Genomic DNA, 15035 nt, shown 5'->3' with positions numbered 1-15035 from the left:
TATTTAGATAATTTTATTAAATAAGAGTTTTGGTTTCTTTCTGTGCTGCGCGCCACGTCACTGACGTGGCTGTTTATCGGCGCGACATCAGCGCTGAAAAATTTAATTAACTGATTGACAGGATTATTGCTATGCGAATTGATGATGCTCATTTTCCTATTGTATGGATAAACATGAATGCTTCGGGCAAGGACCCGGTTGCGTCTCCGTTTAGTGAGTTCGAAGCGTTACTGGCGCGTAAGACACCTTTCGTATTGCTTAACGATGAAGGTTTTACTGAAAGCAAACATGAACATTCCGCCGATGAGATGAAGCTGACAACACGCTGGATGAAAGCTCACAAAAATGAATTAAGAACCTTTGTTAAAGCCTCCATAATGATTGAGCCAAACATTGTCAAAAGGACGGCAGCCAGACCTTTCGCCGTGATATATGAAAAGTTTTGGGGCTATCCTTTATTGATGGTCCCCTCAAAAGAAGAGGCTTTAGCAACCGCAAAAACATTACTTTAAGTGAGATAAATCCGGTTAAAACGCGCACCGCTGACAACCAACAGTCGCAATTAAAAGATGAAATGGCGACTGCCTTTCCGAGCCTCCTCTCAATCCCTGCATGTAAAGCCTGTGAGCGCATTTCTTAAGCCGCTGTCTGCTTCTGACCGTCAGCAGACATCCTTCCCAGCGCTCCCGTTTACACCCATCGAAAATAATAATCACAGCAATCGCTGAAGCTATGGCCGCATGAGTCGATAACGCTTGCTCGGCTCATTTTTAGTGCCGAGGACGGCTCACGAATACCGATCGCGAACGGATCGGCATGTAGCCCTCTTTTTTTTACAACACCAGTACGTGCATTCCTTTTAATAACAACGGAAATAACATTATGTCTGTCATCAAGACAATGACCAGAAGCTTAACCGGTTCCCGTTTTGCAGGGGCCGCTCAGCCCGCCGACGGGATTTTCAACTGTGAAAGCTTACCTACATCGCTCTCTGCAGCAGGCCTCAGCAATCGTGCTGCGGGTATTTTGCTGACGTTTGTGCCGCCAGAGGCAGATTTTCAGAAGGTCAGTCAGGTATGGCAACGTTTTACATCGGCGGATCTGACCGTCATTACGCTCTCCTCGAACGGCGCACTCAGCGCCAGCGGTAAGCAGACCACTTACTGCAAAGGAGAAGGGCAGGAAGGCAGTTGGCTTTGGCTACCGCGCAATCTGATTGCGGAGCATGAAACGCACATCGTCGATCTGCATCTTCATGACACCCACACGGCAAGCGATCGCATCAGCGCCATTCAACATGAACTGGCCGCGCTGAAGTTGCGTATGCCGCTCTCTGCTGACCGCACCTTTGCCATGATTTACTGTGACGGCCTGTCAGCATCGTAAGGATTTTTGATGCAGGCCTGGTATAACACCGGCCGTTTTCCGTGCCTGGCGATTGGTGGCTCCGCAGGCGGACGCGCAACCTTTGACGGCACATGGATTGGCGTGGGTGGTCGGGTGCTGCAGGGCAAAGCCGTTATCGTTTTCTGCCAGATGGCAGCGGGTAAATCTTTTTCGCCCTTCAAGAGTCAGAACTTTGAGCCGCTGAATAAAAGCTGGCTCATTGCGGAAGCCGATCCCGTTAAGCGTACGCTGACCTCGGTGTTCAACCCGCAGGGGCAGCAGCAGCCTTTCACCCAGGCACTGGCCGAACATCTCGGCTGCAACGAACAGCAGCTAACCGAGAAGCTGAAAGGGCTGACATTTGCCGTTAAGGTGGGCGAGGTGTTTTTTATTCGCTCAGTGGCGAAGATGGACAGCCAGAGTGTGCAGTTTTTCTGCGATCTGGAGTTTGGCGATCGGCTTTATTTAATGCGCGAGACCGATTTTAAACAGGCCACGCAGCGTGACTGGCAGGCGTTTACCCAGCGTCACGGCAAACCGGCGGCTGTTCTGATGAACGACTGCATACTGCGTCGCGCAGGCAATGCCGATAAGCTGCACGATGCGCATTTCTTTAAAGGGATTCCTGCCGCAGGCTTCTCCAGCTTTGGTGAGATTCTTGGCGTGCCGATCAACCAGACGCTCTCTGCGCTGGTGTTCTTTAATCACAGCGTCAATGCCATGGCGCAATTTCCAGTGGAATATGCAAGCTATGCCGCGCATTACGCTCAGCGCGCGTTGCGTCGCTGGGAGGCGCTCAACCGAGTGCAGTCGGGCGTGCTGGCCCGCGTGGTGAACTATCAGCAGGAGTTAGCGCCCATCGTGCAGGCGCTGCCGGTGCTTGAGGCGGCAACCCAGAGCCAGGGCGAAGCACTGACGATGGCCGAAAGCAGCATCCGCGCCATCAGCGATATCGCCAAAGAGAGCCAGCAGGCGCAGAGTCGCCTGGGCGAGGGGCTGGACGATCTGGAAGCGATCTCCAATGGCATCAACGTTATTACGCATGGCATCAGCAATATCGCTTTCCAGACCAATATTCTGGCGCTCAATGCGGCGGTGGAAGCCGCACGGGCAGGCGAGGCGGGCAGGGGATTTGCCGTGGTTGCCGGAGAAGTGCGTCGTCTGGCGCAGTCCTCCAAAGAGCAGGCGGAAGCCACGGCAAGCAATATCAACGATGCGGTGAGTACGATTTCACGCATTCGCGACGTTGCGACAAGCACCGTACAAACCGCCACGGATATGGCTGACCGGAGCATTCACGCTGCCGATGCGATTGCGGTGATGAGTGATCGCACCCGGCATGAACGGGCAGGTATGGCAAAGCAGCTGGATAGTCTGCGCACCTTAACTGCGGGCATGGATGCCATGCAGGAAGCGGTGGCCGAGCTGAAAGTCCTGCAAACCCTGTCCACCTCTCGTTAAGGCAGCGCTGGCGCAGCGGTTATAAACGCGCTGCGCCAGCCAGTCTTTATCGTTTGCCTGGCCTGGACATGTGATCGCTTCAGCTGCTCGTTGACGCAGATCGGCTGTCTGCAAACGCGGGCTGTGCGCTGGTTTCTTATTGATAGCAACCCTAGCGCGGCTAAGGCAAACCGTTAACGGCACGCCAGATGCTGCACACTTTACAGAAGGCCCCGAACTTGCGTCTTACGCCGTTGCGCTATACTGTCACCCAGGGCCAATGCTGCCTGCCGCTCGCGTCCGCAAGGATAAGGTGAAAGCATGGTGTTTCCTGATATCAAATAGCTAACAACTCTTGAGAGTCGGGGCAGGGTAATGCGAGCGCCATCGAGCCTTGACGACAGGAGAACCCATGTTATCTATCGAACAAGCCAAACAAATGGCGACAAAACTCAAATCTTCTCTGGCGCAGCGTGACCTCACGCTTTCTCACTCAGCCGCCCTGGAAACAGTGGCACATCAGTTGGGTTTCAGAGACTGGAATACGGCATCCGCCACATTGCCCGCGCAAACCCCGCCTTCGGCCGTTTCTTTCAGTAAAACCATCCCGATATTAAGAATTTTTGATGAGCGCAAGGCGCGAGAATTCTATCTGGATTTTCTGTCTTTCAGTGCCGAATTCGAACACCGTTTCGAACCCGGTTTGCCCTTGTATATGGGGATAGTCAGAAACGGCTTACAGTTGCACCTCTCTGAGCATCATGGCGATGCCAGCCCTGGCGCAACGGTATTTATTCCTGTGCAGAATATTCAGGTATTCCGGGATGAGCTGCATGAGAAAAAGTACGGCTACGGTCGCCCGGACATTGTTGAGCAGGACTGGGGGCGCGTGATGGAAGTGCATGATCCCTTTGGCAACCGGCTCCGTTTCTGTCAGGGCTGATCGGCGTGGTCAGCCTGGTCATGGCGGCTAAGCGGGCCATGTCTGCGTCATCGCTTCATTGAACAGGCGCGTGATGTCAGTGGCTTTGGGCGAATGGCGGACATTCGCCCGCAGCGGCAACCAGCGCGTTTGGTGAATTTGTACTCTTGAATGGCTGGAAAAAGAAGGAGCGTGATATGCAGTCAGTCCACCTCATGGGTGATAGATATGAACCCTATGTCGAACAGAAAGGGGATACGTTGATCTACTCGCTCCCTGTCGATTCCGGCTTTATCACCTATGAATTTGCCTTTGAGATTAGCCAGGACGATCTTGATGTCCTGCTGTCCGATGATTACCGACGCGCCGTTCTCGAAATCACGGCACATACGCTGCTTCAGCGTTCGACGTTAAAGGGCTATGACCGCTTTACCCCGCACGATTTCGATGACCTTATCGCGAACACGCTTCACTCAACGCCAGAATGCCTGCAGACATTCATTGCGCAAGTCAGTCATGAACATCACATCGGTATAGAACTTTATGCGAAAAACATCATGGAGCGGCGTTCTGCGGCAAAGTCGTGAGCGCTGAACGGGATGTAAGCCTGCTGGCCCTGCGCCACACTATCTGGCCCTGTGTGATGCGTAGCAATGCCGCCACAGACCGGGTTTTACTTTGAGGATGACGCGATGACCCCTTTTTATCAACTTCATGCCATCAGCCTGCGTGGCGAACGCATTTCTATGGGTGATTACGCAGGCAAGCTGGTGCTGGTGGTTAATACCGCCAGCCACTGTGGCTTCACGCCACAATACGCCGGCCTGGAAGCGCTCTACCGGAAGTACGCCGACCAGGGACTGATGATACTGGGTTTTCCCTGCAACCAGTTTGGTAAGCAGGAACCCGGCGGTGCCGATGACATCGCCCAGACTTGTCACATCAATTATGGTGTGAGCTTCCCGATGTTTGAGAAAGTGGAGGTCAACGGCGCCGCAACGCATCCGGTGTTTCGTTACCTGAAAGCTGAATTGCCCGGCGTGCTGGGCGGGCGGATCAAATGGAACTTCACTAAGTTTTTGATTGGACGCGACGGCAAACCGCTCAAGCGTTTTGCACCGATCGCTACCCCGGAAAAAATGGAAGCCACCATCCTGACCGCTCTCGAAAGCCACGTGTTGCGCTAGCCCATCCTGAAAGCGTTTGCGCTAACCGGGTTATCGCCGTGTGAAGGTTTATTCAGCACGGAGCTTGCGCCCTGCTGGATACACGCCGCGGCGTCAGCAACCCCGTTATCTGCGACAGAACAACGGCAAGCATTGACCTGATGCACATCTCCGCTTTGTGCCAGAAGTGAACTGACAGCAACGTACAGATTGCAGGTCTCTGGCGCATCGTGCTGAACAAGGCCCGGCAGCCTTTTATGAATTGATCAGAGGCGACATGATGGAGATGAAAAGCTCAGGGTTTCGGGCGCAGGTTTTTGAGAGAGCAATCTCAAAAAAAACCTGATGAGACAGCAGAATGCGATCAAGTATTTTGCCGCTGCACGGTTTCTGTGTTTAAAATGATAGAAATCTATCATTCCAGGCGGCGCAATGAAAAAAATATCTATGTCAGCTGTGGCCAGAGCGGCGGGTGTCGGCGTCGCTACGGTTGATCGTGTGTTAAACAACAGAGCCTCGGTCAGGCAGGAAACCCGGGATCGGGTTCTGCGTGCTGCTGATGCGCTCGGCTACCGGGAAGACCTCCGCAAGGTGATGACCCATGAAGCCACGGCGGTCAAAAGCGCTGTGCGCATCGGCTTCATCCTCCTTCCCAATGATTATTCTTTTTATCAGGTGCTTTCAGACGAAATCAGTCGCTGTGCACAGGGAAAACTGACGACGGAACCGACGTTTCTGTGGGCGGATATTCATGATATTGAGAAAGTAGTATCGTCTCTTGAGTCACTGGCAAAACGCGTTGATATTATTGGCGTTGTTGCGCTCGATCATCCTCTTATACGGCATACTATTAAGCAGCTTTCCGCTTCAGGCGTGCAAATTTTCACGTTGTTTTCCGATCTGTCTCCCTGCGGCCAGGCTGGCTATATAGGGCTGGATAACCTTAAAGCAGGGCGCACGGCGGGATGGTTTACCGAACGCATGGCTGAAAAAGACAGTGTGATTGGCGTTCTGCTTGGTGACCACCGTTTTAACTGTCAGGAAAGCTGTGAAATAAGCTTCCGTTCGTATCTGCGTGAAAACAGAAAAGATGTCGTGGTTCTGGAGCCTTTACAGACGCTCGAAAGTATCAATGGGGGCTATTCAGCTGCCTCTCAGCTGCTAAAAAATAATCCCATGATTACGATGATCTATGCGCCATGCGGTGGCATTGAGGGCGTAATTAAGGCCATCGTCGAGAGTAAGCGGCAGGATATAAAAATACTCTGTCATGGCCCGTTTATCGGTGATGAGATGGCGCTCATCGAAGCCCATGTCGAAATCATGCTACGTCACCGTATCGATGCAGTGGCTGAAAAGATCGTCTCACTTTTTATCAGCAGGCATCAGGAAACCGATCGCAATCCTGTCTACGTGACACTGCCTTTCGATCTCATCACCCCGGAAAATATCTAAATCACCTGGCCATCAGGCAAAGGCTTGTGCTGTCTGGGTTTGATTTAAAACTATCAAAATAATGATATAAAAAAATCATGATCGCTATCAAATAACTCACTCCGAATGATTGCCGGTAATAAAAAACCGGCGCAATACTGCGCGCAGTGAGTCAGGCGCTTGCCGTCTGGCCTGTCTGTGTTCATCAGTGTTGCCGCATCAGGAGAAAAATCATGACCATGTCCATCGCAACTGCGCCCTGTAGCTGGGGCGTGGACGATCCGAAGAATCCCTTTCTTCCCCCCTGGCAGAATGTCCTCAAAGAGGCCCGGCTTGCGGGTTACAAAAGCCTGGAACTGGGGCCGTGGGGATATTTGCCAGTCCAGCCAGATGCGCTGAAATCGGCGCTTGACGGGTTTCAACTGACCGTCGTGGCGGGCACCCTTTTCGACGATTTGGTGAGTGAAGAGAACTTCCCGGCAATGATCGCGCTGACTCACAAAATCTGTCACAACCTGAGTGCCCTTTACCAAAAAGGCGAGCCTGTCGGTCAGGATAAACCTGCACCTTATCTTGTGATTATTGACTTCGGTGATCCTGAACGTGCCGCCACCGCCGGCCAGTCAGAAAAAGCCCCACGGCTTAAGGATAGTGACTGGCAGAGAATGATCAGACACATCACTGTTTTGAGTGAGATTGCCTGGAAAGAATATGGTGTCAGGCCGGTCATTCATCCCCATGCGGGTGGTTGCATTGAGTTTGCCGATGAGCTGGAAAAGCTGGTCCAGGATATTCCCCATACTGTAGCCGGTTTGTGCCTGGATACCGGCCATCTGTATTACGCGGGCATGGACCCGGTTGCTGCGCTGGATCGTTACTGGGACCGCATTGATTATCTTCACTTCAAGGACGTCAACGAGGTTGTCTGGCGTCGTGCCATCAACGAAGGCCTGGATTTTTTCACCGCCTGTGCGCAGGGCGTTATGTGCCCACTTGGCCGCGGCGCCATCGACTATCCACAAGTCCACGCCTTTCTGCGCCAGCGGCATTATCAGGGCTGGATAACCATTGAACAGGAAAGGGACCCGCGTGATGCGGATACCAGCCTGCGTGACGTCACGGCAAGTCTGCAGTATCTGCATTCAGTCGGTTTCTGAGGAGAAAATCATGATTAACGGTATTAAACCGCTCGAAAAATCACTGCGGTGGGGCATGGTAGGCGGTGGCGGAACCAGCCAAATCGGTTACATCCACCGCTCATCGGCGCTCCGCGATAACACCTTCACTTTGGTTGCCGGGGCCTTTGATATTGATGCTGCACGGGGACGCGCGTTTGGTGAAGCACTGGGCCTTAGCCCGGCCCGGTGCTATGCCGACTATCAAACCCTGTTTGCATCAGAAGCAAAACGCGATGATGGTATTCAGGCCGTCTCGATCGCCACACCGAACAACACCCACTTTGCTGTCTGCTGTGCAGCCCTTGAGGCCGGTCTGCATGTGATCTGTGAGAAGCCGCTGTGTTTTACGGTCGAAGAGGCGGAGCATCTGTCGACACTGAGCCGGGAGAAAAAGAAGATCGTCGGCGTGACTTATGGTTATACCGGTCATCAGCTTATCCATCAGGCCAGGGAAATGATTGCGGAGGGATTACTGGGTGACATCCGCATTATCAACATGCAGTTTGCACACGGTTTTCACAACGAATCGGTTGAACAGAATAACGCCAGTACCAGTTGGCGCGTGAACCCACGCTTTGTCGGGCCCAGTTACGTTTTGGGTGACCTGGCGACCCATCCATTATGTATCGCTGAAACCATGGCACCTGCCATGAAAATCAGGCGGCTGCTTTGCTCACGCCAGAGTTTTGTGAAAAGCCGCGCTCCTCTTGAAGACAATGCGTTTGTTCTGATGGAATACGAGAATGGTGCGGTAGGAAGTCTGTGGGCCTCGGCTGTTAACTGCGGCTCAATGCATGGACAGAAAGTCCGAATCGTCGGTTCCAGAGCCAGTATTGAGTGGTGGGATGAGCAGCCGAACCAGCTCCGCTTCGAAGTTCAGGGTGAGCCGGTACGCATTCTGGAGAGAGGCATGGACTATCTTCATCCAGTTGCCCGTGAAGATGACCGCATAGGCGGGGGACATCCGGAAGGACTTTTCGAAGCATGGTCGAATCTCTACAGACGTTTTGCGCTGGCGATGGATGCCACCGATCGCGGTGACGATGCCTTCCTGAACAATTTCTGGTATCCCGATGTGCATGCGGGCCTGGCGGGCGTCAGATGGGTGGAAAACTGTGTACGTTCAGCCGACGCCGGTTCGGTGTGGGTAGAGTGCTGAAATCTCTACTATAAAAAGTCTGGACTCACCCTGTTAAACAGGGCTGAAAAACCTTAATTGGGTGAGTTCACTGACTTTCGCGGCCTGAAAACCGACCTCAGGCGATGTCGCAAGGACTACACGTCAGGGCGACCTGGTAAAATGAGCATGGCTCGCATGTTGCGCATGCTGGACAGTGATCAGGCTACTGTCTGTCTGGTGCCAGAAGCAGACAGTAGCCTTTGCTGGTGATTGTGATGGCTGATGCCCGGCTTTAAAAGAGGCCATCCTCTCGGAGTAACGGCCTACAGCTGCTGGAGAGACTTGATGATTGCCTCATTCATCTCGTATACCGCCTGTTCGCGCCGGCGATAGTAGGTCCATTTTCCCACCTTACTGGCCTCAAGCAGACCGGCATCATGCAGCGCTTTCAGACACAAGGATGTCGCGGGCTGTGAGAGGCCCGCCTTGTCCTGAATGAGACTGGCACAGACACCGTACTGATCGAAGGGATAGAGCTGAGCATAATCAGCAAAGGCTTCGTCAGGGTTTTTAAGCCATTTGAGCACCGCAACCCGCGTAGGATTGGCCAGTAATTTAATGGCATTTTCGGGTGTCATGCCGTCTTCGAACCTCAAGCAGGATAAAAAGGATAGTCAGTATAGCCTTTCTCGCTTCCGCCATACAGCGAGCCAGCATCCACCTCGTTCAGCGAGTAGCCCATTTTGAAACGTGTCGGTAAATCCGGGTTAGCGATAAACGTACGTCCGAAACCAAACAGGTCGCCCCATCCCTTTTCCAGCATGCGTTCGGCTTTTTCCTTGGTGTAACGCCCAGAATACATAATGGGCGAACGGAAGGTTTCGCGCAGCGCAATACGAAAACGTTCTGGCAGTTCCGGGCTGTTGTCCCAGTCCGCTTCGGCGATAGACAGATAGCCTGTTTCGAGCGCGTTCAGCATCTCGGCAGCACGAAGGTAAGTGTCATGGGGATCGCTTTCAACCAGCCCCAGATAAACGCGCTCTTCCTCTGTGCTTGAGAACAGCGGCGCGAAACGTACCCCGACACGGTGACTGCCAAACACTGAACTCACCGCCTCGACGATTTCACGCAGGAAGCGCAGGCGATTGTCCAGCGAACCGCCATATTCATCGGTGCGGAAGTTGGTGTGTTCAGAAATAAACTGATTGATCAGATAACCGTTGGCCGCATGCAGTTCGACACCGTCGAAACCGGCTTTTTTGGCATTCTCCGCCGCCGTACGGTACATCGCCACAATCTCTTTCACTTCTGAGGTTGTCAACGCGCGGGGCAGGCTGGGGTCCGTCAGCACACCGGCACCAGGCCCGGTTTCGATAAACACCCGTACGCCGCTGGCGGCAACAGCTGAAGGGGCAACAGGCGGCTGTTTCCCGGGCTGCAGTTCATTGTGCGAGACGCGTCCCACGTGCCAGAGCTGGCAAAAGAGGGTTCCGCCCTCGGCATGAACGGCATCGGTGACGTTTCGCCATCCGGCGATTTGTGCTTCGCTGTGGATGCCCGGCGTCCAGGCATAACCCTGTCCGCGAGGCTCAATTTGTGTCCCTTCGGTCACCATAAAACCGGCACTGGCACGCTGGCGATAGTAGTCCACCATCATCGTACCGGGGACGTTGCCCGGCTGCTCGCTGCGGCAACGGGTCAGGGGAGGGAGCGCAATGCGGTTACGTAATGTGAGATCACCCAGCGTCAGGGGCGCGAAAAGAGACGTCATAACAACTATCCTGTGAGAAGAAACAAAGGTGGGCATTATATTTATACATTTAAATTTGTAAATGTGTAATTTGTGCGGTTGTACCGCATGGCCCATGACGTCGCTGTCGACACGTTTTACCGCGACCACTATGCCTTTACGCAAGGCGGGGGAGGTTTCCATCAAAACGCATCTGCTTACGCCGACAGTTTCATCTGTTTCATGGTGGCAGCCTGTGTCGGCAACTGAATACAGGCTGACGTCCAGGTGAAAGCGTTGCAGGGAGGCAAAGGGATGCATAAGGCAGGTATTCATAATCACTGAACGCCCATCCTCTGTGTGCCGCCGGAAAACAGCAGATATCCGCTGTTGGCTTATAGCAGGCATCATTGAGCGCGTTCTGGGCCAGACGCGGAGGTTGTCAATGCTGTGATGTGTTCAGCATCGGGTTTGCTTTTGAGCGGTGCAAGCCCTCAGTTATTCCGGGCTGATTTTCTTTTCAGGTAATACTCCGCTGCCAGATAACCCGTTACCGCGACAAAGGTGATTCCCCCACCCAGGAGTGTATTGTTGGTCGGTAATTCACTGAAGAATATCCAGACCCACAAAGGCCCCAGGAGGATATCTGTTTGTGCAATCAGGCTGGCCTCAGCGGGGTTAACATATCGGCTTCCTGCCATGAACAGCAGATAGCTCATACTTTGTGTCGCCAGCGCAAAAGCGAACAACCATAAGATGTCATGCAAACCGGGAAGGGGAAGGTCTTGTGGCATCATCGCAAAACAGAAGACACCACAGAGGGCACATGCGAGAGCCGTAACAGCCGGCAGGTTCATCTCTGGCCACTTTCCTGACATCACTATGCTGGCGGCAAACCCGGCCGTCATCACCAGAGCCAGTGTGTTACCCGCCATATCGCCTTTCCCTGAGGCAGAGGCTGCCATAACAATCACCCCTGTGAGGCTCACTGCTGCGGAAATAAGCGCACGTTTTGTAATTTCCATCTTCTGTATCAGCCAGCCCAGCCCCATCGCAAAAAAGGGAATTGTTGCATAAACGGTCATCACACCTGCGACGCTGGTGAGTTTCAGCGCTGCGACATAGCAAAACATGGAAATCGCCATAACAGTGGCGGTTATCAGGCCTTTTAAGCCCACATCATGACGGAATGAAAAGCGGCGCAGATAGCCGCTCCCCATGAGCAGAAGAACCAGCGACAGAAAAGCAAACAGCGAGCGCCATGCAACCATCGCCCACGTGTTCATATCGAGCATCCTCACGAAGAAGCCTGCGGAGCTCCACATGATGGCTGAAAGGAGCACCATAATCAGTCCCAACGCGTGTCTGCTGGCGGTCTTTATCGGTGGCATCGTTTATCCTTATCCCTTATAGTCTGACAAAATAAGTAGAACGGTCTAATTATTATGGCAAAGAATGATACGCGCAAACGTCTTTTGAGTGCCGGTATACGGGTTTTCATGAGAGAAGGTTACGAAGGGGGAGGGATAACAACGATTCTGAGTGAGGCAGGCATGCCTAAAGGATCGTTTTATAATCTCTTTCCGAGTAAGGAAGAGTTTGCCTGCGCCGCACTTGACGCTTATATCGAGACGTTTGACGCACTCCGGGCAGAGACGTTACTGAACCGCTCCCTGCATCCCCGCCTGCGTCTCATCAACTGGCTAAACGGGCACAGCGTGTATATTGAGCGTGAACCTGAGGTCGCGGGCTGTCTGGCAGGGATTATTGGACAGACCGGGGCCGTACACAGTGAAAAGATTCGGCAAAAGCTGCGGGCAATTTTTGCCTGTTGGGAGCGCGATCTGATTACCGTGTTTAATGATGCCCAGACGCTTTCGCCAGGGATGACGCCGGAAAGCGCGGCAAAGCTGGTTATTCACAGTTACGAAGGGATTATGATACGTATTCGCATAGAGGGGAGCACTTGTCCTTATGATTTTTTGACACAAGTGCTACCAGGCATTCTTTTTTCAGAGCCCGACGCCGGTGCCGACCTGACTGCCGACCCTCCGCGCTAAAAGAGCCGCAATCTGCTGTTAATATCATCACCGCAACGGGTTCATCGCGGATACAGTTCTGTGCAGATGTTCGCCTGGTCCCAGAAGCGGACGCTGCTTACATCGTGCTATGGTGATTTATGTGGCGAAGTTCAGCAAAAGTAATGCCTTCAGGTAAAAGGAGTGTCAGATGAATTTAGAAACTGCGCGTTTAAGGCTTGAACCCTATGATGACTCACACTACGAAGGCTTAAGGGTAATGGAAAACGATGCCAGCGTGATGCGGTATATCAGCAACGGTATTGTTAAAACACCAGAAGAGACGTGGGAAAATATCAGGCGTGTTCAGGCCCGATGGCAGAAATATGGATTTTCGTGGTGGGCTATCAAAGAGAAGGCGTCCGGTGCCATTGTTGGAGCAGCATGCCTCCAGTACCTGGCAAACGTTGAAGGTGCACCCTTAGAGATTGGCTGGCGGCTTGTCCCGGAACACAATGGCAAAGGCTATGCAACAGAAGCGGCTAAAGCGATTATTGATTTCGCAGCAGAGCAGATGGGCGCAACATATTTAGTGGCTGTTGCCGACCCTGAAAATGCGCCCTCTCAGCGAGTGATGCAGCGATTAGGCATGACGTACAAAGCAACAGAACAGCATTATGATGTGCCCTGCGTCGTTTATGAACTTAGCATTCAGCGCGATCCGTCGTAATGAGGATGTAAACACAATGTCCGCTTTGTGCCAGAAGCGGACATGACTAACAACACGTTATTTTCATCAATTAATTGCAGCCAATTCACTATCAATGTTTATGTATCAGCCTGGTCAGCATCTCGCAGAAGGCCTCGCTTGCTGGATTAACGCGGTGTTTATTCAGGCGTAGCAGGCAATCAACCGACGGCAGAGGCATCCATGTCTCAAGTTCATGCGCATTACAAATTGTTTTCTCAACGCTGTATTGATTGAGTATTCCTATCCCCAGTCCCGAGGTTATCGCCGCAAGCATACCAGCCACTGAAGGACACTCCAGCATCACAGTAAATGGAATTTTTGCCTGCCGAAGTTTCTCCTCAGCCAGGTTTCGGTAATAGCAATCCGGTCCCCAGGTAATAAGCTTCAGGCGCTTATCCGATTCATGCCGCCAGGCAGGCGTTGCGTACCAGTTTAATTTTTCACTCCACAATACCTTATCTTCCGTCGATGCCGTGCCCGTGAAATCCTGATGTAAAATGATCTCCAGACCGCCTTCAGCAAAATGCTGACGCAGGAGATGACTTTGCTCCACCACCAGTTGTATATCCACCTCTGGGTGGTGATGAGTGAAGGTTGAAATCACCTCGCATATTTCAGTCATTGAGATGTGTTCAGTAACCCCTATTCGCAGCTTGCCACGTAGCGACGAAGGCGAAAAATAGGCCACGGCGAGATCGTGTTCAGTGAGTATTTTTTCCGCATGTTGCAGCAGAACGCTGCCCTTTTCTGTCGCAACGGCTTTTCCGGCGATGCGCGTAAGTAGCTGGCATTTAAGTTGATCCTCAAGCCGTCTGAGCTTCCAGCTTACAGCGGACTGGCTCAGGTTGAGAAGTAATGCGGCCTTACTCATGTTGCCCGTTTGCAGCACGGTCCGGAACACTCTGAGTGAGTCAACGGAGAGTCGTTTATTCATTTTTATATGACAAAAGTGGGTTTACAGCGGGAAAGAATGTCACTGGTGTCATATGCAGTCAACGGATAGCCTGACTGAAACAAACACAACGGAAAAAGCTGATGTCCGCTAATAACGCATTAATGAATGACCACGTTCTGATCCAGGGTTGTCGCATTGCGACCGGGGCCCATGGTTCAGGAACACCTCTGGTGCTGGTTCATGGCACGCCCGCACACTCAGTGATCTGGCAGTCACTGGTGCCGGTATTTGTCGATGCGGGTTTTCATGTTCATCTGTATGACCTGCCTGGGTTTGGCGCATCAGAGCGCCCTTTGACGGCTGATACCTCGGTTGCCGCTCAAGTCGGTTTTCTGCTGAAACTGCTTGAACACTGGCAGCTCAAAGAAACACATCTTTTTGGACACGATATCGGCGGGGCCATTTCACTCAGACTGGCGTTCGATAACCCATCCCTTTTGAAGACGCTTACGATTGCCGATATTCCCAGCTACGACTCCTGGCCTTCACCCACATGGAAAGATATGCGGGATAACTATGCGGATTATGCGCTGATCCCCGCCACTGAGCATTACCGCGCGATGTCTCGCCAGTTAAAGATGGCTGTTTTTAATAAGCATCTGATGACAGAGCAGCGGCTGGAAAGTTATCTCGCACCGCTTTGTGGTGTGGTAGGGCAACCTTCATTTTACCAGCATCAGGTTGCTCACTATAATGCCTGTTACACCAGTGACTTTGCAGAAAAATTGCCGCAACTCCGGCTGCCTGTGCAGGTTTTATGGGGCGCCGAAGATGAATGGCAACCCGTTGAGTATGGAAGGCGTTTGCAGCGCGACATCGTCTCTTCCACGCTGCATATCTATGAACAGGCCGGACACTTTTTAATGGAAGATGCGCCCTTGCCTGTTGCCGCACAGTTAATTGATTTTGTTAATCAACATAATATGAGGTAGAGCC

General features: G+C 52.5%; 14 protein-coding genes and 1 pseudogene. 11 read left to right on the top strand and 4 right to left on the bottom strand.

Annotation, left to right across the window (positions count from 1 at the left end; all coding sequences use genetic code 11):
* Nucleotides 1-131: 131 nt before the first annotated feature.
* From QNH99_RS13260 to QNH99_RS13225, 8 genes and pseudogenes are all read left to right on the top strand, one after another.
* Nucleotides 132-512, top strand: coding sequence for a hypothetical protein (locus QNH99_RS13260; RefSeq protein ID WP_096012442.1), 381 nt, complete (start codon nucleotides 132-134; stop codon nucleotides 510-512).
* A gap of 370 nt (nucleotides 513-882) precedes the next feature.
* Nucleotides 883-2847, top strand: a pseudogene (locus tag QNH99_RS13255) (methyl-accepting chemotaxis protein).
* 391 nt (nucleotides 2848-3238) lie between these two features.
* The gene (locus QNH99_RS13250; protein WP_063879253.1) at nucleotides 3239-3769 is read left to right on the top strand and encodes a glyoxalase superfamily protein; all 531 of its coding nucleotides are present in this window, start codon (nucleotides 3239-3241) and stop codon (nucleotides 3767-3769) included.
* Between the two features lie 176 nt (nucleotides 3770-3945).
* Nucleotides 3946-4335: a hypothetical protein gene (locus QNH99_RS13245; protein WP_410516796.1), complete on the top strand. Its 390-nt coding sequence runs from the start codon at nucleotides 3946-3948 to the stop codon at nucleotides 4333-4335.
* A gap of 105 nt (nucleotides 4336-4440) precedes the next feature.
* The gene (locus QNH99_RS13240) at nucleotides 4441-4935 is read left to right on the top strand and encodes a glutathione peroxidase (protein WP_109716182.1); all 495 of its coding nucleotides are present in this window, start codon (nucleotides 4441-4443) and stop codon (nucleotides 4933-4935) included.
* A gap of 411 nt (nucleotides 4936-5346) precedes the next feature.
* A complete protein-coding gene (locus QNH99_RS13235) occupies nucleotides 5347-6369 on the top strand; it encodes a LacI family DNA-binding transcriptional regulator (RefSeq protein ID WP_410516795.1) in 1023 nt (340 codons plus the stop codon).
* Nucleotides 6370-6581: 212 nt separating this feature from the next.
* Nucleotides 6582-7505 (top strand): TIM barrel protein, encoded by a 924-nt coding sequence (locus tag QNH99_RS13230; RefSeq protein ID WP_096012447.1) that lies wholly within the window; start codon nucleotides 6582-6584, stop codon nucleotides 7503-7505.
* Nucleotides 7506-7515: 10 nt separating this feature from the next.
* Nucleotides 7516-8685: a Gfo/Idh/MocA family protein gene (locus QNH99_RS13225; RefSeq protein ID WP_410516794.1), complete on the top strand. Its 1170-nt coding sequence runs from the start codon at nucleotides 7516-7518 to the stop codon at nucleotides 8683-8685.
* A gap of 284 nt (nucleotides 8686-8969) precedes the next feature.
* On the opposite strand, the gene QNH99_RS13220 is transcribed toward QNH99_RS13225, so the two are convergent.
* From QNH99_RS13220 to QNH99_RS13210, 3 genes are all read right to left on the bottom strand, one after another.
* Nucleotides 8970-9284 (bottom strand): ArsR/SmtB family transcription factor, encoded by a 315-nt coding sequence (locus tag QNH99_RS13220; protein WP_063879259.1) that lies wholly within the window; start codon nucleotides 9282-9284, stop codon nucleotides 8970-8972.
* 14 nt (nucleotides 9285-9298) lie between these two features.
* A complete protein-coding gene (locus tag QNH99_RS13215) occupies nucleotides 9299-10417 on the bottom strand; it encodes an alkene reductase (protein WP_410516793.1) in 1119 nt (372 codons plus the stop codon).
* Nucleotides 10418-10869: 452 nt separating this feature from the next.
* On the bottom strand, nucleotides 10870-11733 hold the full coding sequence (locus QNH99_RS13210) for a DMT family transporter (RefSeq protein WP_410516792.1): 864 nt from the start codon (nucleotides 11731-11733) through the stop codon (nucleotides 10870-10872).
* A gap of 87 nt (nucleotides 11734-11820) precedes the next feature.
* Here QNH99_RS13210 and QNH99_RS13205 point away from each other — a divergent pair, with 87 nt between their 5' ends.
* Both QNH99_RS13205 and QNH99_RS13200 read left to right on the top strand, forming a co-directional pair.
* Nucleotides 11821-12435: a TetR/AcrR family transcriptional regulator gene (locus tag QNH99_RS13205; RefSeq protein ID WP_410516791.1), complete on the top strand. Its 615-nt coding sequence runs from the start codon at nucleotides 11821-11823 to the stop codon at nucleotides 12433-12435.
* 169 nt (nucleotides 12436-12604) lie between these two features.
* Nucleotides 12605-13123: a GNAT family N-acetyltransferase gene (locus QNH99_RS13200; protein WP_109716188.1), complete on the top strand. Its 519-nt coding sequence runs from the start codon at nucleotides 12605-12607 to the stop codon at nucleotides 13121-13123.
* A gap of 91 nt (nucleotides 13124-13214) precedes the next feature.
* Here QNH99_RS13200 and QNH99_RS13195 read toward each other — a convergent pair whose 3' ends face one another.
* Nucleotides 13215-14078: a LysR family transcriptional regulator gene (locus tag QNH99_RS13195; RefSeq protein WP_096012454.1), complete on the bottom strand. Its 864-nt coding sequence runs from the start codon at nucleotides 14076-14078 to the stop codon at nucleotides 13215-13217.
* A gap of 101 nt (nucleotides 14079-14179) precedes the next feature.
* Between QNH99_RS13195 and QNH99_RS13190 the strand changes: the two genes are divergently transcribed.
* A complete protein-coding gene (locus QNH99_RS13190; protein WP_244915400.1) occupies nucleotides 14180-15031 on the top strand; it encodes an alpha/beta fold hydrolase in 852 nt (283 codons plus the stop codon).
* Nucleotides 15032-15035: the final 4 nt, after the last annotated feature.

The sequence above is a fragment of the Pantoea allii genome, assembly GCF_046529425.1.
Lineage (GTDB): Bacteria > Pseudomonadota > Gammaproteobacteria > Enterobacterales > Enterobacteriaceae > Pantoea > Pantoea allii.
The sequence above is the reverse complement of the archived record's forward strand: the minus strand, read 5'-3'. Positions and strand labels throughout refer to the sequence as shown.